Annotated in this window: 21 protein-coding genes; 12 read left to right on the top strand and 9 right to left on the bottom strand. The window is 65.3% G+C overall.

The window, feature by feature from the left end; genetic code table 11:
• Both D9V29_RS12180 and hxlA read left to right on the top strand, forming a co-directional pair.
• Positions 1-202: phosphoheptose isomerase family protein (locus tag D9V29_RS12180; RefSeq protein ID WP_510754754.1), on the top strand; the 202-nt coding region annotated here is incomplete at its 5' end.
• Between the two features lie 65 nt (positions 203-267).
• On the top strand, positions 268-891 hold the full coding sequence (gene hxlA / locus D9V29_RS12185) for a 3-hexulose-6-phosphate synthase (protein ID WP_121673606.1): 624 nt from the start codon (positions 268-270) through the stop codon (positions 889-891).
• A 62-nt stretch (positions 892-953) separates the two neighbouring features.
• Here the strand turns inward: hxlA and D9V29_RS12190 are convergent, their stop codons facing one another.
• A complete protein-coding gene (locus tag D9V29_RS12190; protein WP_121673607.1) occupies positions 954-1,721 on the bottom strand; it encodes an SDR family oxidoreductase in 768 nt (255 codons plus the stop codon).
• Positions 1,722-1,835: 114 nt separating this feature from the next.
• Here D9V29_RS12190 and D9V29_RS12195 point away from each other — a divergent pair, with 114 nt between their 5' ends.
• Together D9V29_RS12195 and D9V29_RS12200 are read left to right on the top strand one after the other, a co-directional pair.
• On the top strand, positions 1,836-3,734 hold the full coding sequence (locus D9V29_RS12195) for a heavy metal translocating P-type ATPase (protein ID WP_121673608.1): 1,899 nt from the start codon (positions 1,836-1,838) through the stop codon (positions 3,732-3,734).
• Between the two features lie 125 nt (positions 3,735-3,859).
• Complete coding sequence (locus tag D9V29_RS12200) at positions 3,860-5,053, top strand: glycosyltransferase (RefSeq protein ID WP_229790597.1); 1,194 nt, start codon at positions 3,860-3,862, stop codon at positions 5,051-5,053.
• Here D9V29_RS12200 and D9V29_RS12205 read toward each other — a convergent pair.
• Both D9V29_RS12205 and D9V29_RS12210 read right to left on the bottom strand, forming a co-directional pair.
• Positions 5,050-5,895: a hypothetical protein gene (locus D9V29_RS12205; protein WP_147436279.1), complete on the bottom strand. Its 846-nt coding sequence runs from the start codon at positions 5,893-5,895 to the stop codon at positions 5,050-5,052. The genes D9V29_RS12200 and D9V29_RS12205 overlap by 4 nt on opposite strands.
• Positions 5,896-5,926: 31 nt before the next feature.
• Positions 5,927-6,214 (bottom strand): DUF1905 domain-containing protein, encoded by a 288-nt coding sequence (locus D9V29_RS12210; RefSeq protein ID WP_121673610.1) that lies wholly within the window; start codon positions 6,212-6,214, stop codon positions 5,927-5,929.
• Positions 6,215-6,333: 119 nt separating this feature from the next.
• Between D9V29_RS12210 and D9V29_RS12215 the strand changes: the two genes are divergently transcribed.
• Complete coding sequence (locus tag D9V29_RS12215; RefSeq protein ID WP_121673611.1) at positions 6,334-7,254, top strand: hypothetical protein; 921 nt, start codon at positions 6,334-6,336, stop codon at positions 7,252-7,254.
• A gap of 188 nt (positions 7,255-7,442) precedes the next feature.
• Positions 7,443-7,889, top strand: coding sequence for a hypothetical protein (locus tag D9V29_RS12220; protein ID WP_121673612.1), 447 nt, complete (start codon positions 7,443-7,445; stop codon positions 7,887-7,889).
• An 11-nt stretch (positions 7,890-7,900) separates the two neighbouring features.
• Here the strand turns inward: D9V29_RS12220 and D9V29_RS12225 are convergent, their stop codons facing one another.
• Both D9V29_RS12225 and D9V29_RS12230 read right to left on the bottom strand, forming a co-directional pair.
• Positions 7,901-9,610, bottom strand: a complete 1,710-nt coding sequence (locus tag D9V29_RS12225; RefSeq protein WP_121673613.1) for an ABC1 kinase family protein — start codon at positions 9,608-9,610, stop codon at positions 7,901-7,903.
• A gap of 5 nt (positions 9,611-9,615) precedes the next feature.
• Positions 9,616-10,161: a PadR family transcriptional regulator gene (locus D9V29_RS12230; RefSeq protein ID WP_121673672.1), complete on the bottom strand. Its 546-nt coding sequence runs from the start codon at positions 10,159-10,161 to the stop codon at positions 9,616-9,618.
• A 200-nt stretch (positions 10,162-10,361) separates the two neighbouring features.
• Between D9V29_RS12230 and D9V29_RS12235 the strand changes: the two genes are divergently transcribed.
• The 4 genes from D9V29_RS12235 to D9V29_RS12250 all read left to right on the top strand — a co-directional run bounded on the left by D9V29_RS12235 (position 10,362) and on the right by D9V29_RS12250 (position 14,057).
• Positions 10,362-11,291: an ABC transporter ATP-binding protein gene (locus tag D9V29_RS12235; protein ID WP_121673614.1), complete on the top strand. Its 930-nt coding sequence runs from the start codon at positions 10,362-10,364 to the stop codon at positions 11,289-11,291.
• Positions 11,288-12,133, top strand: coding sequence for an ABC transporter permease (locus D9V29_RS12240; protein WP_121673615.1), 846 nt, complete (start codon positions 11,288-11,290; stop codon positions 12,131-12,133). The genes D9V29_RS12235 and D9V29_RS12240 overlap by 4 nt, the downstream gene beginning before the upstream one ends.
• Before the next feature lie 107 nt (positions 12,134-12,240).
• The gene (locus tag D9V29_RS12245) at positions 12,241-13,395 is read left to right on the top strand and encodes a sensor histidine kinase (protein WP_121673673.1); all 1,155 of its coding nucleotides are present in this window, start codon (positions 12,241-12,243) and stop codon (positions 13,393-13,395) included.
• Positions 13,395-14,057, top strand: a complete 663-nt coding sequence (locus D9V29_RS12250) for a response regulator (RefSeq protein WP_375154069.1) — start codon at positions 13,395-13,397, stop codon at positions 14,055-14,057. Before D9V29_RS12245 ends, D9V29_RS12250 begins: the two co-directional genes overlap by 1 nt.
• Positions 14,058-14,076: 19 nt before the next feature.
• Here D9V29_RS12250 and D9V29_RS12255 read toward each other — a convergent pair whose 3' ends face one another.
• Positions 14,077-14,448, bottom strand: coding sequence for a PLD nuclease N-terminal domain-containing protein (locus D9V29_RS12255; protein ID WP_121673617.1), 372 nt, complete (start codon positions 14,446-14,448; stop codon positions 14,077-14,079).
• Positions 14,449-14,673: 225 nt separating this feature from the next.
• Here D9V29_RS12255 and D9V29_RS12260 point away from each other — a divergent pair, with 225 nt between their 5' ends.
• Positions 14,674-16,515 (top strand): lipase family protein, encoded by a 1,842-nt coding sequence (locus D9V29_RS12260; RefSeq protein WP_229790576.1) that lies wholly within the window; start codon positions 14,674-14,676, stop codon positions 16,513-16,515.
• 184 nt (positions 16,516-16,699) lie between these two features.
• Positions 16,700-17,581: a manganese catalase gene (locus D9V29_RS12265; protein WP_121673618.1), complete on the top strand. Its 882-nt coding sequence runs from the start codon at positions 16,700-16,702 to the stop codon at positions 17,579-17,581.
• Positions 17,582-18,299: 718 nt separating this feature from the next.
• On the opposite strand, the gene D9V29_RS12275 is transcribed toward D9V29_RS12265, so the two are convergent.
• From D9V29_RS12275 to D9V29_RS12285, 3 genes are all read right to left on the bottom strand, one after another.
• On the bottom strand, positions 18,300-19,457 hold the full coding sequence (locus D9V29_RS12275) for a class II aldolase/adducin family protein (RefSeq protein ID WP_121673619.1): 1,158 nt from the start codon (positions 19,455-19,457) through the stop codon (positions 18,300-18,302).
• Positions 19,458-19,546: 89 nt separating this feature from the next.
• On the bottom strand, positions 19,547-20,431 hold the full coding sequence (gene lsrF / locus D9V29_RS12280) for a 3-hydroxy-5-phosphonooxypentane-2,4-dione thiolase (protein WP_121673620.1): 885 nt from the start codon (positions 20,429-20,431) through the stop codon (positions 19,547-19,549).
• Positions 20,432-20,479: 48 nt separating this feature from the next.
• Complete coding sequence (locus tag D9V29_RS12285) at positions 20,480-20,881, bottom strand: cupin domain-containing protein (RefSeq protein ID WP_121673621.1); 402 nt, start codon at positions 20,879-20,881, stop codon at positions 20,480-20,482.
• Positions 20,882-20,890 lie beyond the last annotated feature (9 nt).

The raw sequence follows: 20,890 nt of genomic DNA on the forward strand, positions 1-20,890 counted from the left end.
GCTAGCCAAACTCGCGACAGCGACCGTTGTCGTCCCTGCGGCCGGCAAGCTCGATCGCTCCGCCACCGTCTCGGCCCAGTACGCAGGAAGCCTGTTCGAGCAGACGGTCATGCTGCTCGGAGATGCGCTCTTCCACAGCCTGTGGCTCCGTTCCGGGCAGACCGCAGACGAGCTCTGGCCTCGTCACTCCAATCTCGAATAACACTCGTTCGACATTCTCGGCCTGATCGCATCCGCGCGGGCCATCCCACAACCGAAGGAAACACTATGAAGTTGCAGTTCGCCATGGACACCCTGACCACCGAGGCCGCTCTCGAGCTCGCTGCCGCCGCCGCGCCGCACGTCGACATCCTCGAGCTCGGCACACCGCTCATCAAGAGCGCCGGTCTCTCCGCGATCACCGCGATCAAGGAGGCCCACCCGGACAAGATCGTCTTCGCCGACCTCAAGACGATGGACGCCGGCGAGCTCGAAGCAGACATCGCGTTCGCCGCCGGTGCTGACCTCGTGACCGTGCTCGGTGTCGCTGGAGACAGCACCATCGCCGGAGCCGTCACCGCGGCGAAGAAGCACGGCAAGGGCGTCGTCGTCGACCTCATCGGTGTCGCAGACAAGCCGGGCCGCGCACGCGAGGTCATCGCCCTGGGCGCTGAGTTCGTCGAGATGCACGCAGGACTCGACGAGCAGGCCGAAGAGGGATTCACGTTCGCGACGCTGCTGCGTGACGGCGAAGCATCCGGTTCACCGTTCTCGGTCGCCGGCGGCATCAACGCTTCAACGATCGCATCGGTGCAGAAGTCAGGTGCACAGGTCGCCGTCGCCGGCGGAGCTATCTACGGCGCGTCCGATGTCGGCGCCGCTGCAGCTGAGCTGCGCGCCGCCATCGTCTAACAGCGACGCACAAACAAGAGGGCCACGGGGAATTCCCCGTGGCCCTCTGTTCGTCGGGAGAGCTAGCGTCCCGTCCCGCGGTGCTCCTGCTCGACTCCTGCCACCCAGTCCGCGAAGGTCTGGCTGCCGAGCTCGGCCGAGGGGCCGGGCAGGAGGGTGCCGTCCCGCATGGCGGTGCCGAAGCCACCAGGCAGAGGAGCCTCGAGCACCGGGCCGGGGGCACCGATCGCTTTTTTGTATCTCGTCACCATGTCTGCCATCCGGAGCACCTCCGGGCCGGCAATGTCGGTCGCCCGGCCGGACGGAGTCGCTTCGGCGAGTTCGACGAGGCGCTCGGCGACTTCACGTGCCGCCACCGGCTGCGACGTCATCGTGGGCACGATGTTGACCGGTCCGAGCTTGATCCGCAAGTACAGTTGCCCGGCGAACTCGTGGAACTGTGTGGCCCGAAGGATCGTCCACGGGACCTCGCCCCCGGTCACGAGTTGTTCCTGCGCGGCCTTCCCGGCGTAGTAACCGAACGGTGCCCGATCGCTGCCGACGATCGAGAGAACGATATGGTGGCCGACTCCCGCCGCCTTTTCCGCCTCGAGAAGGTTCGCCGTGACGATGGAAAAGAATGCGCGGGATTTCGGGCCCGATTGCGTGAGGATCGAGGTGACGTCGATGACGGCATCCGTTCCTTCGAGTCTTTGATCGAGGCCGGTCCTCGTCAGCAGGTCGACTCCCGTGAACCGGGAGAGGATGACGACCTCGTTCCCGCGCTCGCGCGCGATGTCGACGACGTGGCGCCCGACGACCCCGGTCCCTCCAGCAACAGCGATTCTCATGACCCCATCCTTGCCCAACCCGGACGGTGTTATCGAGAGAGCTCGCAAAGATGCTGCGCCCAATCAGAGCCGACAGCGGCTCTGAATCGGGTCGCCATCCGACAGACTGGTCTCATGCTCCGCGTTGCTGGTTTGGCCCGGCGGTTCTGGCCGGTCACTCTCACGATCGCTGTGGGCATTTCCGGGATCCTGCTGGCCGTTGCCGGTGCCGGCGATGTGGTCAAGTGGCTGTTCAGCGCATACTCCCTCGCCGTCGCGGCCTGGCAGGGCATCGGGATGGTGCGCGCCCTGCTGCGCAGGGAGTTCGGACTCGACATCCTCGCCGTCACGGCCATTGTCTCCACCGTTGTCGTCGGTGAGTACATCGCCGCCCTGCTCGTCGTGCTCATGCTGACCGGCGGTGAAGCGCTGGAGGCGTACGCGAACCAGCGCGCGAAACGCGAACTGGATGCCCTGCTCAGCCGGGCGCCGCAATTGGCGCACCTCGCTGTCGACGGCGGCTACCGCGACCTGCCGGTTTCGGAGGTGAGAGTCGGTGACGTCCTGCTCGTTCGGCCGTCGGAGATCCTGCCGGTGGACGGGATACTGCTCTCCGCAGAGACGAGCCTCGACGAGTCCTCCATCACCGGTGAGAGCATCCCGGTGGAGAAACGCGCCGGCGACGCCGTGCTCAGCGGAGTGGTCAATGGGCAGGCCGCCGTCGAGATCCGCGCGACGGAAACAGCGGCGGCGAGTCAGTACCAGCAGATCGTCGCGCTGGTCGCGCATGCTGCCGAGAGCAAAGCACCCGTTGTTCGCCTCGCCGACCGGTACGCCGTGCCGTTCACGATCTTCTCCCTCATCCTCGGTGCGGTGGCGTGGTGGGTGAGCGGTGACCCGGTCCGGTTCGCCGAAGTGCTGGTGCTCGCCACCCCGTGCCCGCTGCTGATCGCCGCCCCTGTCGCGTTCATCGGCGGGATGAGCCGTGCCGCCCGCAACGGAGTCATCGTGAAGAGCGGTGGCGTGCTCGAGCAGTTGTCCGCGGCGAAGACGGTCGTTTTCGACAAGACCGGGACACTCACCCACGGAACCCCGGCCTTCTCCGGCGTACGCGCGGAGGCTCCGTTCACCGCCGACGAGGTCCTGAGCCTCGTCGCGAGCGTCGAACAATATTCCTCGCACGTGCTCGCCGCGTCGATGATCGCCGCCGCCCGGGACCGCGGGCTGCCTCTGTACGAAGCAGAAGATGCGCGCGAAGCCGCCACCAATGGCGTCATCGCCCGGGTGCACGGCCGCGAGGTCGTCGTCGGCAAGTTCGCGTTCGTCGCTGAGCATGCTCCCGATGCCAGGCGCACCGAGATCGACGCGGGCGAACTTGCCGTCTATGTGGCGATCGGTGGACAGTACGCGGGCGCACTCCTGGCCAGCGATCGCGTGCGCGCCAACGCGAAGTCCACGCTCCAGCGACTGGAGACGCTCGGGGTGCGGAACTCGATGATGCTGACCGGCGACGCCTCCGAAACCGCGCACCACGTGGCATCCGAACTGGGTATCACCCGAGTGCGCGCGGAGTGCCTGCCCGCAGACAAAGTGACCGAGGTCGCGGGTATCACCGAGCGGCCAGTGATCATGGTCGGAGACGGAGTGAACGACGCGCCGGTCCTCGCGGCGGCCGACGTCGGCATCGCCATGGGTGCCAAAGGCGCGACTGCTGCGAGCGAATCAGCGGATGCCGTGATCCTCGTCGACGACATCTCTCGCGTCGCGCGCGCCGTCCGGATCGGCCGCGACACGGTGCGGATCGCGCTGCAGAGCATCTGGCTGGGGATCGCGATCTCGGTCGTACTCATGGTCATCGCTGCCTTCGGGATGATCCCGGCGACGGCCGGGGCGCTGCTCCAGGAACTGGTCGATCTTGCGACGATCCTCGCCGCGCTGCGAGCCGTCGGTGGCCGACTGGATCGGCGCCAATCGGCCGCCGATGCGGAGCAATTCGATGACAGTACGCGGGTGATCGCCGGCTCTCGAACCTGAGTGCATTCGGCGAGAGCTGCCTGGGCACGCTCACTGTGACTGCCGGAGACGGACTACGGTCGAAGAACGACAGGATCGCGAGTGAGCTCCGCGACGAAACGAGCATCAGCGAAGGGACGGCTTTCATGAGAATTCTCCTCCTGACCGGCGGTTCCCGCGGCGACGTCGAACCCTTCGCCGCGCTCGCCAGAGCGGCGGCGGCACACGGTCACTCGGTGCGTCTGGGCGTGCCGGACAACTCAGGCGCTGACCTCAGCGGGATCGACGCGGTGAGCCTCCGGATCGACTTCGCGACGCTCGCGCCGCAGGGTCTCTCAGCTCTGAGTGCAGCGAGAGCATTCACTGAGAGCATCCGGCCGGCGATGAAGCGGTTCCTCGCCACGGCGGTTCGGGAGGCACTCACCTTCGCACCCGACCTCATCGTCTACCACCCGAAGGTGCTCAGCGCGCCGCTCGTCGCCGACGCGCTGGGAGTCCCGCATGTCCTGGTCGAGATGGTGCCCTCCGTCACCTCCACGCGCGCCTTCCCTGCCCCGGCAATTTCGCGGGCAAACCTCGGGCCGCTCAACCGGGCGACGTACACGGCGGTGAACAGCGCCGGCGCACTCTTCCGCAGGGAGCTCGCTGCCGCGCGTACGCTGCTCCCCCGGCCGTCCACTCCGACACCGACGCCGCCATCCGCGACGCTCTTGCCGATCAGCCCCCAACTGCTGCGCCGGCCCAAGGACTGGCCCGCGACCGTCCACCTGACCGGCGCCTGGCGTGACGAGGACTCTCACGGCCATGACGATCCAGCGCTTGAAAGTTTCATCGCCGGTGGCCCGTTCCTCTATGCCGGATTCGGGTCGATGGTCGGCGGTGATCCCGTCGGCCGTGCGGTCGCCATCATCGAATCAGCCAGGACGATCGGATGCCGCGTGGTCGCCGCTGAAGGATGGGGTGGGCTCCGCGTTCCCGGATCGCACCGCACCGACGACGTGTTCGTCGCGCAAACCGTGCCGCACGGAAGCGTCCTGCCCCGGGCGACGGCGGCGATCCATCACGGTGGCGCCGGTACCGTTCATGCCGTCGCGCGCGCCGGCATCCCGTCGATCGTCGTACCGTTTCTCGCCGACCAGCCGTTCTGGGGTCAGCGCGTGCACACCCTGGGCCTCGGTCCGGCGCCGATCCCGCGGAAGAAGCTCACAAAAACCCGGCTGGACGCAGCGCTGGCCCGGATGGACTCGTTCCGGGAACGCGCGGAACGCACCGGCGCACTGGTTCGGTCCGAGCGCGGGCTGGAATACAGCATCCGGGTACTCGAGTCTCTGGTGCGCTAACCCACCCGATGCGGTGAGACCACCGGTGCGGTGAACCCGCCGAGCATCTTGAGCACCTCTTCGGTGATGGCATCGTGAATGGCTGACGCCCAGACACAGTTCCGGTGTTCCCGGAGCAACCAGTCCATGGCGTCGTCTTCTGCCATCCCGACCTCGTCCCAGTCGATCGCGGGGTTCGCGAACGTCGCGGGCAGCCCGGTCTCCGGCGACATGATGACGGCGCCGAGGTGGATGTGGTTTTCGGCGCCGGGCGGTGTCCACAGCAGCTCAGCGTCACCGTCGCGTTCCTCGTCGTGCAGGTGCCACGCGTCGCCGGTGCCGGTCCAGATCTGCGGTTCTGCCTGACCGGGAGCGGCAACACGGAACACCAGGAAGTCTTCCTTCTTGTACGACGCCCAGTCTTCGGGCTCGAGACCCGCGGCCGAGAACGGTGCGGACGTCGCTCCTGCCTCAAACAGGTCGATGGCGTCGAAGATGTCCTCGTCGATCGTCTCCATGCAGACGTGGACTTTGCTCGCGAACTCTTCCATCCACAGGAGCAGCGCCTCGGTGGTCTGCTCATCCCAGGGCGTGCCGTCCAGCGGCGGTCCGTCATAACCACCGACGTGCAGGTGCCACGACAGGTCCTCATCCGTGGTCTCGACGTGCATGGCGATGTCACCGATCTCGATGAAGGTGAGCGAGACGCCCTCATCCTCGATCCAGCGGGCGTGGAGCTTCGGAGTCGGCAGCGACGCCGGATAGACCTGTTCGACCGCTGGAACGTCCGGAATCAACAGCTCCGCCTCGAGAGTGACTGCGTTCGCTTCGGATGCCATGTGGTTGCCCTTTCCGGCATTCATCTTCGCAGCAAAATCACCCGTGCGTAGCCACTCAGCTCAGTCGCTCGCTGAGGTGAACGGTCACGTTGTCACCGATCTCCTTGCCGAGCTTCTTCCGCAGCTTCGCGCTGATCGAGAGCATGTGCCCGCCGGCGCCTGTGGGCATGAGGCCGGCGGTGAGGGGCTCATCGTCAACGGTCGCCGCCACTCTCACCGACTTGCCGGTGCCGAAGAAGTCGGTCGAGTCGGGCATCTCGACACACGACCACATCTCCCCCTTCACCTCCACTCCGATCGGCGCGGTGAACGTGTGGTCGAGCGGACCAGGAGCTTCGGCCATGGGAAGACTCGCCTTCTTTCGATCGTGGCCTTCACCCTACAGAAATGTGAGTCCTGTCTCCCTGCGGCGTGACAGGAGGGATAGCCCTTACGTCATCGGAGATAGGCCAGACTGAGCGCATGCCGAAACCTTTTGAGTGGGAGCCCGACATCTCGCGCGGTGAGTGGCTGCGCCCGATGGAGGCCGAGCCGCTGGGCAGCATCCTCTCTGTTGTTCCTCGCGGTTTCGAAGCCTATGCGCGCCTCTTCCACCCGGTTGAGCGTGACCGCCCGCGCGACACCCGCACCTGGCACGGTGTCGACCAGATGACCCACTTCGACGACGTCGTTGACATCGGCGCTGCACTCGAGACCGAGCGCGCCACGTGGGCTGAGGTCGCGACCGCGTTCGGCACGACGATGCACGCCGAAGCGCAGTTCGCCCGACTCGCTCGACGCGACTACGGTGACGTCGGCGGAGTGATCGATGCTGCCGGCTGGCGCTACGGCGACACCGAAGAAGGTCGCCTCGATCCCACCTCGCTCGCCGTGGCATCCGCGGTTCTCGCTCGCCACACATCGACTCCGGATGCTGGGATCGCCGCGGTGTGGGAAGGATGGGGCGGACTCATCAGCGCAGCAGGGGTCGCCTACCTTCGCTTCGAGGCGGGCGACGACGCGCCGGCACCGGACATCCGCGACCCGCAGCCAGGGTCGGGTCTCCTTCGCCGCGAGGTCGCGGCAGGATCGCGCTTCGATCTGCACGGAAACACCGGGCGGCGCTATGTCCTGTTCGAAGCAGGAGCGAACGATCTGGCGGATGCCGCGTGGCCCGGTCGAGCGCCCTGGGTCGCAGAGGTCATGTGGGCCCAGTCGCCGAGCATCCTTTGGCCCGACGATCATTCCTGGGTGCTCGCGACCGAGATCGACTTCGACTCGACCCTCATCGCTGGCTCTACTCAGCTCATTCGTGAGCTGGTGCAGACGCCGGGCCTTGAGGTGCTGCCCATCCGCACCGACGCCGATCTCACGTGGGACGGCGATTCGCTGAACCGCCCGTAGCCCTTCCAGACCCGAACGACGACGGTTACGGTGCCGCGACCAGAATGAGCAGTCTCCTGGCCGAAGAAACTAGCGATGTCACCGTCTGACCGACAGGAGTTCGCCGCCGACGATGTCATCCGCGAGCTCTACCCGGATACATCCGCGGACTGACGCCCCGTATCCGGTCGTTCGCGCACGATGGAGGCATGAACAAGACTGCCCACCGTGCCCGCACTTTCGCCCTCCTCTCCACCATTCCGCTCGCGCTCGCTCTCACCGGATGCTCGGTGGTCGACGGGTTCAACCCCAAGGAGCAGAGCGTCTCTTTCGACACCGCGGCTGAGGTCACGGACCGGTGGAAGGGGGATGCCGCCTGGTTGCCCGCAGACGCCACTGCGATCGAAATCCGCGAGTCCACGATCGACGACACGGCGGTTCTCCTCGCCGCCAGCGACGCCGAGCTCGATCCCGAGCTCTGTGCCGTCGTTTCCCGCCAGTCCGCCCCTGCCTACCAGGTAGAGGGTTCTCCCGACCCCTACAAGGCTGGCGAGGTGTTCGCGTGTGGAACGTGGACGGTGATGGCGGCTGAGGACGGCTGGTTCGGCTGGAACCCGAATCACCCCGACGAAGCACAGCAGTCGCCGACACGGTAGCCGGGCGGCTCCTAACCGCGGCGAGGTGCAAAGAGCGCGTGGAGCAGTGGCAGAACGGACGCCACCATCAGGACGGTGCCGAGCCCGGCATCGTCCGAACGAACCGCGGCGCCGGCGATGAGGAGTCCACCGAACAGAATTGCCGAGAGCAGTCTCTGCGCAAGGCGCTCGAGTCGCGCAACACGGCGTTCGAGGGCGAGGCTCTGCACCGAGAGGGTGCCGTCCTCGAGCCCGGTGATGACGTTGTCCAGCCGCCTCGGCAGTCGCACGGCGATACCGGCGATTTCGAGAGCCTGCTGCGTGGCATCCTTCACGACATTGCCGCCCTCGTCACGCAGCAACTGGGCCGCGTACGGCTCGACCGAGTCCCACAGGTTGAACCGCGGGTCGAGGGAACTGCACACACCAGAGGTGAGTGACATGGCGCGAACGATCAGCAGGAAGTTCTCCGGCAACTGGAACGGCAGCGAACGGATGACGTCGCCGAATTGTTTGGCGAAGTCGCGGAACTCCCGCGGGTCGACGTCACGTAACTCGGCGAATCCCATGCCGCCGAACCGCGCGAACAGCTCAACCATGGCCCGTTCGAGTTCGGTCGTCTCGGCGGTGGGCAGCAGCACGCCGAGGTCACGCATCGCGTTGACGAGGCCTTTGCCGTCGCGAGCTGCGGCAGCGATGAGCATCTTGCGCAGGCCACTGCGGGTGCTGGCAGGGGCCTCGCCCATCATGCCGAAGTCGATGAACGTCAGTTTCCACGGTCGCTCGCCCGGGCCGCCGACGACGGGAGTGACGAAGATGTTGCCCGGGTGGGGGTCGGCGTGGAAGAACCCGTGGGTGAACAGTTGGTCGAACATCACCGTGGCGAAGACCGAGGCGACCTCGCCCGGGTCGATTCCGGCGGCGAGCAGCGCCTCCCGGTCGGTGATTTTGATCGCCGTGACATCTTCGAGGGTGAGAACACGGCAGGTCGTCCGTTCCCAGACCACCGCGGGAACCGCCACCCTGTCGTCGCCGGCGAAGTTCGCCGCGAATCGCTCCGAGTTCGCCGCTTCGTGCAGGTAGTCGATCTCCTCGAGGCTCGTGACCGCGAACTCTTCGACGAGCGCGGGAACGTGAACTCGATTCGAGACGATGCGCACGCGGCTGAGCCATCCGCCCACTTTGCGCAGGGCGGCGAGGTCGACGTCGACGATCTCATCGATGCCCGGTCGCTGAACCTTCATCACGGCCGCGGTCAGCCCGGTGTCGGCCATATCCAGGGCGCTCAAGGTCGCACGGTGCGCCTGGCCGAGGGATGCCGCAGCCACCGGCGACTCGCTGATCGTCGCGAATGCCTGTGCGAGCGGCACCCCCAGCTCTGCCTCCGCCAGCGCCCGGATCGCCGGGAACGGCACGGCAGGAACCTCGTCCTGCAGGCCCTCGAGTTCTTTCGTGATCTCGGGTGGGAGCACGTCGAGGCGCGACGACATGAACTGGCCGACCTTGATCATCAGGCCGCCGAGGTCGACGGCGAGCACATGGAACCGTCGTGCGAAGCGTTTCATCCGGCGCGGCCGGGTTCGCTCCGCGAGCCGGGTAAGCCCGATGCGGGGCAGGAACAGCTCGAACCACCACGTCACCGCGAGGTTCCATCCCGCGAACCGAAGAATGCGACGGTAGCGGGCGCGCGTGTTTCCTGCCCCGGACTGCGAGTGTTGTTGCCTCTGCCGGGTCGGCGGCACCGCCGTCAGTCCTGTGCGAGGATCGCGTAAAGCCGGCGACGCGCCTCGTCGAGCACCGTCACCGCCTGCTTGACCTGCTCAGGCGAACCGGAGCGGCCGACCTGCGCAGCGGCCTGCGCGAGTTCGACTCCCGCCTTCGGAAGGGCGGTGAATCCGGTCTTCTCGTCGGATCCCGAACTCTCCCACGGTGCCGCGGATTCCGACTCTGCGATCACTTCACGACCCGCTTCGGTCAGAGTGTAGGTCTTGCGGCCGTTCAGTTCTTCAGCGGTGATGAGCCCCTCGTCGGCGAGGAGCTGGAGCGTCGGGTAGACAGAGCCGGCGCTCGGCTTCCAGGATCCGTTGCTGCGTTCCTCGATCTCACGGATGATCTGGTATCCGTGCATCGGGTTTTCGGCGAGCAACGCGAGCACGGCGGCGCGCACGTCACCCTTGCCCATTCGACCCGAGGGTCGCTTGTCGAATGTCGACCTCAACTGGTCCATGATCTGCCACATACCGTCGGTGTGGATGCCGGCGCCGAATCCTCCAGTGGGGAATGAGTTACCCATGATGACCTCCCGATTGTGTACGAACGACACTCAACGATATATCGCTCGTGACGACACCGATAGGGATTGGGATGCGGTTCACAGCTTGCAAACGGACCCGGACAGTACCCCGGTACTGGTCGCCGAACACGGCGAGACCGTCGTGCACTGTGCCAGCGGCGGAACCTTCGTAGCCTCGTCACTATGCGAAGGGAAAGTACATGATCACAGCACAGGCTCTCGTCAAGCAATACGGAAACAAGGTCGCCGTCGATTCGATCGACTTCACCGTCAGGCCCGGTCAGGTGACGGGGTTCCTGGGGCCGAACGGCGCCGGCAAGTCCACGACCATGAGGATGATCGTCGGGCTCGACAAACCGACGTCGGGCCGGACCGAGGTCAACGGGCGCCCCTACCGGGAGCACCGTGCACCCCTCCGCGAAGTCGGCGTCCTCCTGGATGCGAAGGCGGCGAACGGCGGACGGTCGGCCTACAAACACCTGCTCGCGATCGCCGCGACGCACGGCATCGGCGCCGCACGCGTGAAGGAGGTCATCGGCCTCGCCGGACTCGACTCCGTTGCCGGCAAACGTGTTGGCGGGTTCTCGCTCGGGATGGGCCAGCGACTGGGAATCGCCACAGCCCTGCTTGGAGATCCAGCAACCATCATCCTGGACGAGCCGGTCAACGGCCTGGACCCGGAGGGCGTCCGATGGGTGCGCACTCTGATGAGGAACCTGGCTGCCGAGGGCCGCACCGTGCTCCTGTCGTCACACCTCATGAGCGAGATGGCGCAGACCGCCGACCGGCTCATCGTGATCGGCCGCGGTCGAATCCTCGCGGATGACCCCATCGCGGATGTCATCTCCGGCGCCACCCGCTCGGTGACGCGCGTCCGCACTCATGAATCCGAGCGCCTGATGGCGACGATCGCCGGTCCTGGCGTCGTCGTCTCCGTTCTCGCCGACGGTGCGATCGAGGTCTCGGGCCTCACCGCCGAACAGGTCGCCGTTGCCGCGTCCACCGCCGGCATCGTGCTGCACGAAATCGCCTCGATGTCGGGGTCGCTCGAAGAGGCGTACATCGCCCTCACCGCCGGAGAAGTCGAATACCGCTCGTCGAGCGCAGCGGGAACAGGAGCCCACAAATGAGTACTCTCGAAAAGTCACGTGCGACCTTCGTTCCCGGCCCGGACCGGTTGAGGTTTTCAGGCGTCCTGCGTTCGGAGTTCATCAAGCTCACGAGCCTTCGCTCCACCATCGGGCTTCTCCTCGCGATTCCCCTGTTCGGCCTCGCCGTGAGTGCCGCGCTGGGTCTGACGCTCGAGGACGCCGGACTGCCAGGGCAGGCATCCGTTGGTTTCATGCTCGATCAGGTCACCATCGGAACGGTCCTCTTCGGCCAGCTCATCGCCGGGGTACTCGGAGTGCTCGTGATCAGCAGCGAGTATTCGAGCGGAACGATTCAGTCGACGTTGATCGCTGTTCCGACCCGCCTGTCGGTTCTCGCGGCGAAGGCGGTCGTCCTGTTCCTGACGGTGACGGCATCCGCTCTCGTCGCCCTCTTCGGGTCGTGGGCACTGACCTACCCGATGTTCGAGAGATTTGGGATCGAGATCGGGCTGTCAGAACCGGGAGTGCTCATGGCGCTGGTCGGCGGGGCCGTGTACGTCGGCCTCTCGGCTATCCTCGGATTGGGAATCGGGGCGCTGCTTCGTGCCGTCGCTGCCGGCGTTGCAACCGTCATCTCAGTGATTCTTCTGCTGCCCATCGTGTTGTCGGTCCTCCCGGCATCACAACTGGTCAGGAACGTCCATCTTCTCTCAATGTCCAAGGCGGGTGACGCGATGTCGAGCGCTGCCGAGTTCGACGGCGGGTTCCTGAATCTCGCCAACGGCTATGTCAGCTCGGCTGCCGGATGGCTCGTGGCCGCGGTGTGGGCCGGTGCGTTCCTGGTGCTGGGCGCCATCCGGCTGCGTCGGGGGGACGCCTGACTCCCCCGCTCAGCGGATCGCGCGGCACCTCGATCGAGGTGCCGCGCGATCGCGCTCCCCGGATCCGCCTGCAAGCCAGGAAGTCGTGGATCCCGAACGCGCTGATCATGGTGGTGTACGTAACGCTCGCTGTGCTCATGGGGTGGCTGTCGCTCGAGCCTCCGCACGTCACGCCGCTGTGGCCGATGGTGGCTCTCGGCGTGGGCGGCATCGCGGTTCTCGCCGGACGCCACCGCTACCCGAGAATCGCGTTCGCCGGAGCGATGGTTCTGCCCGTGCTCTCGCTCGTCGGCGGATCGAGCGCCGAATCGCTGCTCGCGGTGGTGGCCGTCTACAGCGCGGGGGTGCGCTGCAACGCCCGGACCGCGTGGTTGTCCTTCACCATTGCGATGGCCTGCGGTGCGATCGGCGCGCTGGCGTTCACCGCTCGGGGAAGCCTCCTGCCCCCGATCCTCGGCCTCGCGCCGCGAATGGTGCCCGGTGGCACATCGCTGGACTGGGTAAACCTGTACTCGGTGATAGCCATGGTGCTTCTCATCGCGACACTCCTGGGCACGAACCGAGGACATCGTCAGCGTCACATCCGCGAGCTCGTGGACCGCGCCGAGCGACTCGCGCGTGAGCGTGACCAGCAGGCGGAGACGGCACGAATCCTCGAACGTGAGCGGATCGCGCGTGAGATGCACGACGTCATCGCGCACAGCCTCACCGTGATGATCGCCATCTCCGACGGCGCCCACGCTGCCGCGGATGAACGGCCCGACGAAGCGAAGAAAGCGATCGCCCGGGTGGCTGAGACCGGACGGAGGACACTCGGAGAAGTTCGCCGTCTGCTCGGCTCCGTCCGCGTCGACCAGGGCGCGCCCACCCACGCACCGCAGCCTGATGCGTCACAACTGACGTCGCTCGTGACCGAATTCGCTGCAGCCGGCCTCCCGGTGCGTCTCGTCGTGACCGGCGCGCCATCCGTAGACCCGGCTCTCGGGCTGACGGTCTATCGAATCGTCCAGGAGTCGCTCACCAATGTCCTGCGCCACGCCCGGCGGGTGACGTCGGCGACGGTGATCGTGACGTGGCTGACGGATGCCGTGACGATCGTGGTCCGCGATCTGTCCTCGTCCGTCGCGCTATCCTCGAACACCGGCCGAGGGATTCTCGGAATGAGGGAACGGGTCGCGCTGTACGACGGCGTGATCGAGGCCGGGCCGCACGAGGATGGTGGATGGCGCGTCTTTGCGCGCCTGCAACGGGAGGATGGGTAGTGGGAGACAGCATCCGGATCCTTCTCGTCGATGACCAGGAGTTGGTGCGTTACGGCTTCCGGCTCATGCTCGGGTCAACGGCGGGAATGGTCGTCGTCGGTGAAGCGAGCGACGGGGCCGACGCGATCGGTGCCGTGGAACGGCTCAAGCCGGATGTCGTGTTGATGGATGTCCGCATGCCGGGTGTCGGCGGCATCGAAGCCACCAAACGCATCATGAGCATGCGCCCCGACACGCGGGTTCTTGTGCTCACCACCTACGACCTCGACGAATACGCCTTTGGTGCCCTGACCGCCGGCGCCGCCGGGTTCTTGCTCAAGGACACCCGGCCCGAAGACCTCGTCGCGGCTGTACGCGCCGTTCACTCCGGGGACGCGGTCGTGTCACCGCGGATCACGGCAAAGCTCATCGAGGTCGCAGCTCCTCACCTCGGTGGCGGGCGTTCTGACACCGCCGATGATGCGCTCGCCGAGTTGACGGCGCGAGAACGTGAGATCTTCGTGCTCATCGGGCGGGGCGATACCAACGGTGAGATCGCCGCGCGGCTTCACCTGAGCGAATCGACGGTCAAGGCGAACGTCGGGCGGGTGCTGGCCAAGCTCGACCTCCGCAACCGCGTGGAAGCGGTCATCCGGGCGTACGAGCTGGGCATCGTCGGCTGAGCTGCCCGTGGCGCGGGCGTTACTCGGCCTGCAGACGCCGCCTGTCAGCTTCGGCCTCCAGCTGCCGGATGCGCGCCTGCTTTTCGTAGAACTCGATCTCACGTTCGACCCGCAGCAGCTGTTCCTCGGTCGACTCCGGTCGTGGGGTCGAGAAAGAAGGCTCGGGATGCTGTCGTGTCGCCTGCCGCGTCGCCGCCGGCCTGCGGGTGCGTTCGGGGTACTCCCGGCCGATGATGAACCAGAGGATGCTGCCGATCAGCGGGAGAAACACCACGAGCAGAATCCAGACCATCTTGGGCAGGTGCTTCACCTGCCCGTCCTGCCGCGTGATGATGTCGACGAGGGCGCCAACGACGAGGACGAGGGTCAGGGCCGAGACGACGACGTACATGGGCCACAGTCTATTGATCCGGCACGTCCGGGCAAGGAAAATGCGCGAACGGGGGGCGCGGCAGTCTCCGCCGACGGGCATACTCTGACAGCTGGCTCGCCCGCAACAGGGCGACCGCCGCTGGCGCAGAATTGCGCATTCATTCGCGGATGATCAGACTATGCAGGTGAGCCATGCACCGATCCCCCAGGCTTCGCTGTCCGACCCCGTGAAGCCGTCGAACGCGTGACCGCTGGTTCCCCGGCTCAGTGGCGCGGATGGCAGGTCAGGTCGCTGTCTCAGTGGCTCGCCTCTCCACCGCCATCCGTCGTCACCCTGACCGGGGCCGGCGTCATCGTTCTCGGGCTCCAGATCGTTGTCCGTCCGCTCACCTCCCTGCTCCTCCTGGGCATCTACGTCGGCATCGCCGCAATCGTGTCAGGAATCGCCAACGTCATCCCGAACGGCGAGCCCTCACGGTGGTGGCGGTGGTTACTCGCGATTCTGTGGGTGTCCGGCGGCGTCGTGGTGCTGATCTGGCTGGGAAGAAGTCTCGAACTCTTACCGCAGGCACTCGCGGTGATGCTCGTCCTCGGAGGATTGGCATCCCTGGGCGACGCTCTCGCCCGCGGCAGGTTGTCGCAGCGTGTCCTCGCCGTGTGCTGGGGTGGGGCGCAGATCGTCTTCGGACTCCTGTCACTCACCTGGCCGGATGCCACGCTCCTCGCCGTCGCGGTCGCCTTCGGTGTCCGAACCATCGCCTTCGGTGTTGCCCTGTTCAGCCGCGGCGCACGGCAATGGACCGACCCTCACCCTTCGCTCGTCACCGTGGAACCGGACCCGAAGACCCGCCGTCGGCAGAACCGCCTGGCTGACGGCGCCCGCTATGCCCTCGCTCTCCTGCTGGTCGTCACCGCTTCCGCTGGCTGGTGGGTCAATGACTGGCTCGAGGACGGCGCAATCGTGGTCGACGCCTTCTACTACCCGCCAGGCGACATCCCTTCGGGTCACGGCCAGCTGATCCGTTCGGACGACTACCGGGGTGAGATTCCCGAGGGCGGGACGGTCGAGCGCATCCTCTACACGACCCGGGATGCCATCGGTGCGGATGCTGTCGCCAGCGGGCTCGTCATCCGCCCCGTCGACCCGCCGCCCGGGCCCCGGCCGGTGGTCATCTGGAACCACGGCACGACAGGAGTCGCTCAGGGGTGTGCCCCCAGCCTTCGGAACAAGGCCGCGACAGAGTGGGACATCCCCGCGGTCGAGGAAGCGCTCGAGCGCGGATGGGTGGTCATCGCCTCTGACTACTCCGGGCAGGGCGCGCCCGGGGACTTCCCCTACCTGATCGGTAAGGGTGAGGCCCGATCCTCACTCGACGCGGTGCTTGCTGCCGGCGAACTCGAGGATCTTGTGCTTTCGCCGGACACCCTGGTGTGGGGTCACTCGCAGGGCGGTCACGCTGCCCTGTGGACCACACAGATTTCCGAGAACTACACCCCAGGGCTGAATGTTCTCGGCACCGCTGCATTGGCCCCAGTGACAGATCCCTACGCGCTGGGTGACGTCTTCACCCGGGGCGACGCATCCCCCCAGCAGACGTTGCTGATCTCCTGGGTACTGGTCCCCTATTCAGAGACCTACCGGGAGGTCGACCTGCGCGATCATGTCGCGACGAGTGGTCGGGTCATGGTGCGTGAGATGACACAACGGTGCCCGTCCGAGCCGGGACTGATGGTGTCCGTCCTCACCGCGCTCGGCATCGGGCTGGACCGACCGTTGTTCGTCGGCGACCTCACCGGGGGTGCGCTGGGGAATCGCCTTCAGGAGAATGCGGTCACCGGACCGTTCGGCACTCCCCTGTTCGTCGCATGGGGCGCGAAAGACGAGGTCCTGCCACCGTCTCTCCAACACGACTTCGTAGAACAGCAGTGCCAAAACGGCGAGCAGGTGCGCTGGGAAGAGTACGCCGGTTACGGCCACCTGCGCATCCTGCAACCGAAGTCTGTTTTCCTCCCCGCCTTGATCGACTGGTCCGAGGCGCTGCTGGAGCGCACCCCGGGCGCGCCCCTGAACGACTGTTCGCGATAGCCGGAGGGAGAGCCGATGGCATCCCACCTGGCCGGAACAGTGCATGCTATCGAGATTCCCGATTCGAGAAATCCCCCTAGACGCAAATCGCGGCCAAGCCTAACTTTTGTGAAGCAACTACTCGCCCGGTGGGTCATCCGGACCGGCCATTCCCGAGGACGAGCTCGACAAGTGGGGCAGGTCAATGTTCTTTCACAGACAGGAACTCCAGCACAAAGCATCACCAGACAAAGCAGATCCCGCCTTCGCGCGAAAGTTGCAGGAAGTACTCGGCGGCCAGTACGGCGAAATCACCGTGGCCATGCAATACGGCTTCCAGGCGTGGAACTCACACTTACCCGGGAAGTACCGTGACCTTCTCTACGGCATCGGAGCCGAAGAGTTTGGGCACGTCGAGATGCTCGCGATCATGATCGCCCAGCTTCTCGAGAAAGCGCCCGCCGAGGACCTGGAGTCCGCGGTGAACTCGGACCCCACACTTGCCGCCGTCATCGGTGGCATGGATGTGCAGCACGCGATCGTCGCCGGCGCGGGAGCGCGACCGGTCGACAGCAACGGGAACCCGTGGCAGGGGTCGTTCATCACGGCGAGCCGAAACCTGCTGGCCGACTTCACCGCGAACGCCAATGCGGAGATGCAGGGCCGCGTCCAGGTGGCGAGGTTGTGGCACATGACCGATGACCACGGTGTTCGAGACCTGCTGTCGTTCCTTCTGGCGCGGGACACGATGCACCAGAATCAGTGGATCGCAGCGGCTCGTGAGCTGCAGGAAGAGGGGCTGGAGGGTCTGCCCGTGCCGAACAAGTTCCCGCTCGAGAACGAGGAGAGGGATGTGGCGTACACCTACCTCAACTTCTCTGATGGCAAAGAGGCAGCGAACGGATCGTGGGCGTCGGGTCCGACCCCCGATGGGCTTGGCGAATTCAGCTACGCCGAGGGTCCCGGTTCGAGCGTTCCGATGCCGCCGCCGACCCAGCCGGACGTCGGCCTCTATGGCACCATGCCCGTGCCCGGTCCGGTCGGTAAAGCGGCCGCTGCTGTGAAAGACGCGCTGACGGGCGACTAGCCGAAAGCGGAAAACTGGCTGCCGCCGCGACCTCCGTGAGTCGCGGCGTTTTGAAGCCCGCGACTTGTCCGCTTCGCCGGTTCCCTCCCGGCCCAATCCGTGGGGAACGATCGCGCTCGGCGTCCTGGTCACAGCGGTGGCGGCGGTCGTGCTGTCGCGCCGCTCGGCGAACCGCTTGTCGAGACGGTAACGCCCATTGAGAAGTACGTGCCGCGCTCCGCATACAAGATCTAGATCGCCAGCAATCCTCCCGACTCGAACAGGCGAGAAAAGTGCACGACCGTGCGAGCCGTCCGGTATGTCAGAGATCACGCGAGAGCGAACTGAGCTCCCTGATCTTCAGTGACGCAGGGCTCGCGCCCGGTCGGACACCGTCGGAGAGACAGGGTCAGGGTCTCCGGTCACGAGAACCCAGCTCACGGTCGGAGAGACCATCCTCTTCCGCGGCGGCGGTGGGGGTGTCGGGACTTTTGTTATTCAAGATGCGAAATCGGTTTCCCCTGGCTCGCGCCCACCGCCGCCTGCTGGGCGTTCCATGTCGCCGCACGAATCAGGTCTCACACCCAACTAGAGAATGGACATCGTCGGGGATGCCGTCCTCGGGTGGTCATGGGGCTCAGCCGACTTGGGCTCCTGCGCTTCCTCAGCAGCACAGTCGTTCGTGGCCTGTATGTTGTTGACTCAAGGTGCGCGTCACGCTTTCAACAGGAAAATCTACTCACTTGAGCCGCCGCTGCTCGAGTTCCCAGTACTCGAGCCCGAATGCCTGCCCTTCTGAGACGGTTTGGTATCCGCCCATTCGTTCAGCAGCGTGAATGATTCGGATCGTGTGGCGGTAGATGTCCATCACGGCCAAGGCTGCCTTCTTGGAAGTACCGATGGCGAGAAGCCCCAGTTCTCGGTGCAGTATCACTCGCGGTGTGGGATCGAGCATTCGGAGGCCATCGCCCTCCGTCCGGTTTCGTTCGAAGTATGCGCGGTAATCTTGCACGTACTGAGCGATGTCGTCACCAATAAGAGGTACTCGCTTAGTGCGAATGACATGTTCAAGGGTCGTCGGTCCAAGGCTCGTCACCCGCTTGAGGTCCGGGCTCTCAACAAAAGCCCTGACCTCTGCGTCGTCACAACGAAGCACAACGAGGGCTTGCTCGGTGGATTGTGCCAACAGATCTTCAAGCAGGTACTTTGCGACCGGGCCTGCGTTGTCTTTCAGGTCGTCAACCGACGAATCGAACTGGGCACGAATGTTAACGCCCTGCGCCGCGATGTAAGCTTCGGCGCGATTTACGAGGGACAAATGGAGTTCGAGGGCCTCAGCGACGGTGTCCCCCATAGTGAAAAGCCCGTGGTGCTGCAACACCATGGCCCGTGCCCGACCACCCGACCGACGCCACAGATCTGGCGCCAGCTTGGCGAGCTCGAACCCAGGCATTACATACGGGACCGCAACCACGTCGTCGCCGAACACTTCGGCGATAAGATCCAGCCCTCGAACCGTGTCAGTTAGTGTCACGATCGCGTCAGCGTGGGAATGCAGCACGGACGCGAAGGGCAGCGCATGGTGGAACATTGCTTCGATCGTTGGCGCTGGCTGATCCGGAAGCACCGTGGCGGAGGCGTAGCCATCCATCATGGCGATATCGCTTAACTCGTCTTGTTCGAGAAGCACGTTAAGGTCTTCTCGCCGAAGCTGCACGAGTCCCTCGGGCACGAGCGATCCAAGGTCGAAGCCCGAGGCTTTCGCCCAGATGAACTCGTCGTTCTTCACGGAGGTGTTTCCACCGCCGTGCAGAACCAGGAACGGATCGCCGCCAAGAACTCTCGAGGCAACGACCGTCTCCGAGCGAAGCGCCTCCATGTCATCGTGTTTCGCCATTTTTACGCCCTCTGCTCGCAATTCAACCGTTGCCCAAAAAGTGGGCGTGCAGTCGCTGCGAAGCACCGACTGCACGCCCGGCAATTAACCTAGTCGTCGGCTCCACCCGAGAGCTCCTGGTACTCCGCGTGAGCGGCTTCGGGAGTGACGCCGCCGTGGACGACCGACCGCACAGCCTGAATCATCGCTGCGGGTGCTTGTCGCTGGAAGATGTTGCGTCCCATATCCACGCCAGCAGCACCTTCAGAGATCGCCTTGTAGGCCATCGTCAGGGCGTCAAGCGACGGAAGCTTCTTCCCACCGGCCATGATCACCGGGACGGGGCAGCCCGACGTGACCTGCTCAAAGCCTTCCTCGCAGTAGTACGTCTTTACCACCTGAGCTCCTAGCTCAGCGATGATGCGGGTTGCGAGGCCGAGGTAGCGCGAGTCACGGGTGAGCTGGGTGCCAACTGCAGTCACCCCGAGCACCGGGATGCCAAGGCGAAGGCCTGCGTCGATCTGCTGCGTTAGGTTATGCACCGACTGTGTCTCGTGCTCCCCGCCGACAAATACCTGCACGGCGACCGCTGCTGCGTCGATGCGTGCGGCATCCTCCATGGCCATCGCGATACGCTCGTCCGAAAGATCTTTGAGGATCGAGGGGCCGCCGGACGCGCGAACTACAAGAGCGGTGTCGAGCTGCGCCGGCACGACTGAGCGTAGGATGCCGCGGGTTGCCATGAGTGCGTCCGCCAGGGGAGCAAGCGGAACTATGTTGAGATCCACGCGCTCCAACCCGCTCGTCGGGCCTTGGAAATAGCCGTGGTCAAATGCGAGCATGACTGTGCGGCCGTCGTCCTTGAAGATCCGCGACAGGCGGTGGCGCATGCCGAAATCGAGCTGACCCGCACCCTTCACGGGTGAACCCTGCGTTACCTGCGGAGTGCCGATACCGAAATCCTTGGAATCGATGTTGCCTTCTAGATCTGCCATTGTGTGGTCCTTTCTCTGGCTGTGAATGAGGTCTCGTGCGCGCGCGCGTTATGCCGCTGCGCCCTTGGCGGTCGAGATCGCGTCGGTCGGGATGGGGTCTCCCGGTGTCCAGGGCACTTGGACGCCGTCGGCGGGATCGTAGGGGGCCTTGACGAACACTGCACGGAACACGACGTCGGAATTGTTCACGAAGTAGTGCATCTCACCGGGATCGCAGCGCACGATGTCTCCGACGTTGAGGTCATGGCTTTGCTGGCAGTCGATCCACACAGTGGCTTGGCCTTCGATGACGACGAAAGTTTCCTCGATGTTTGCGTGGTAGTGATTGGAAGCGTCATCTCCCGGCCGCAACTGAACTACACCGAAATCGGTGAGGGGGCCGCGCATGACATAACCTGGGCCGAACTCCCCGAATCGGAATTCGGCATTGGTGGTTTTCGTGAGTTCCATCGTTTCTCT

The organism is Mycetocola manganoxydans (assembly GCF_003667545.1).
GTDB lineage: Bacteria > Actinomycetota > Actinomycetes > Actinomycetales > Microbacteriaceae > Mycetocola_A > Mycetocola_A manganoxydans.

Bases quoted from the DNA above. Each gene is read 5' to 3' on its own strand.
- D9V29_RS12200 (WP_229790597.1), top strand. From the start codon at position 3,860: ATGAGAATTCTCCTCCTGACCGGCGGTTCCCGCGGCGACGTCGAACCC.
- D9V29_RS12230 (WP_121673672.1), bottom strand. From the start codon at position 10,161: ATGGGTAACTCATTCCCCACTGGAGGATTCGGCGCCGGCATCCACACC.
- D9V29_RS12235 (WP_121673614.1), top strand. From the start codon at position 10,362: ATGATCACAGCACAGGCTCTCGTCAAGCAATACGGAAACAAGGTCGCC.
- D9V29_RS12245 (WP_121673673.1), top strand. From the start codon at position 12,241: ATGGTGGTGTACGTAACGCTCGCTGTGCTCATGGGGTGGCTGTCGCTC.
- D9V29_RS12275 (WP_121673619.1), bottom strand. From the start codon at position 19,457: ATGGCGAAACACGATGACATGGAGGCGCTTCGCTCGGAGACGGTCGTT.
- D9V29_RS12190 (WP_121673607.1), bottom strand. From the start codon at position 1,721: ATGAGAATCGCTGTTGCTGGAGGGACCGGGGTCGTCGGGCGCCACGTC.
- hxlA (WP_121673606.1), top strand. From the start codon at position 268: ATGAAGTTGCAGTTCGCCATGGACACCCTGACCACCGAGGCCGCTCTC.
- D9V29_RS12220 (WP_121673612.1), top strand. From the start codon at position 7,443: ATGAACAAGACTGCCCACCGTGCCCGCACTTTCGCCCTCCTCTCCACC.
- D9V29_RS12255 (WP_121673617.1), bottom strand. From the start codon at position 14,448: ATGTACGTCGTCGTCTCGGCCCTGACCCTCGTCCTCGTCGTTGGCGCC.
- D9V29_RS12265 (WP_121673618.1), top strand. From the start codon at position 16,700: ATGTTCTTTCACAGACAGGAACTCCAGCACAAAGCATCACCAGACAAA.
- D9V29_RS12210 (WP_121673610.1), bottom strand. From the start codon at position 6,214: ATGGCCGAAGCTCCTGGTCCGCTCGACCACACGTTCACCGCGCCGATC.
- D9V29_RS12205 (WP_147436279.1), bottom strand. From the start codon at position 5,895: ATGAATGCCGGAAAGGGCAACCACATGGCATCCGAAGCGAACGCAGTC.
- D9V29_RS12285 (WP_121673621.1), bottom strand. From the start codon at position 20,881: ATGGAACTCACGAAAACCACCAATGCCGAATTCCGATTCGGGGAGTTC.
- D9V29_RS12215 (WP_121673611.1), top strand. From the start codon at position 6,334: ATGCCGAAACCTTTTGAGTGGGAGCCCGACATCTCGCGCGGTGAGTGG.
- lsrF (WP_121673620.1), bottom strand. From the start codon at position 20,431: ATGGCAGATCTAGAAGGCAACATCGATTCCAAGGATTTCGGTATCGGC.
- D9V29_RS12240 (WP_121673615.1), top strand. From the start codon at position 11,288: ATGAGTACTCTCGAAAAGTCACGTGCGACCTTCGTTCCCGGCCCGGAC.
- D9V29_RS12195 (WP_121673608.1), top strand. From the start codon at position 1,836: ATGCTCCGCGTTGCTGGTTTGGCCCGGCGGTTCTGGCCGGTCACTCTC.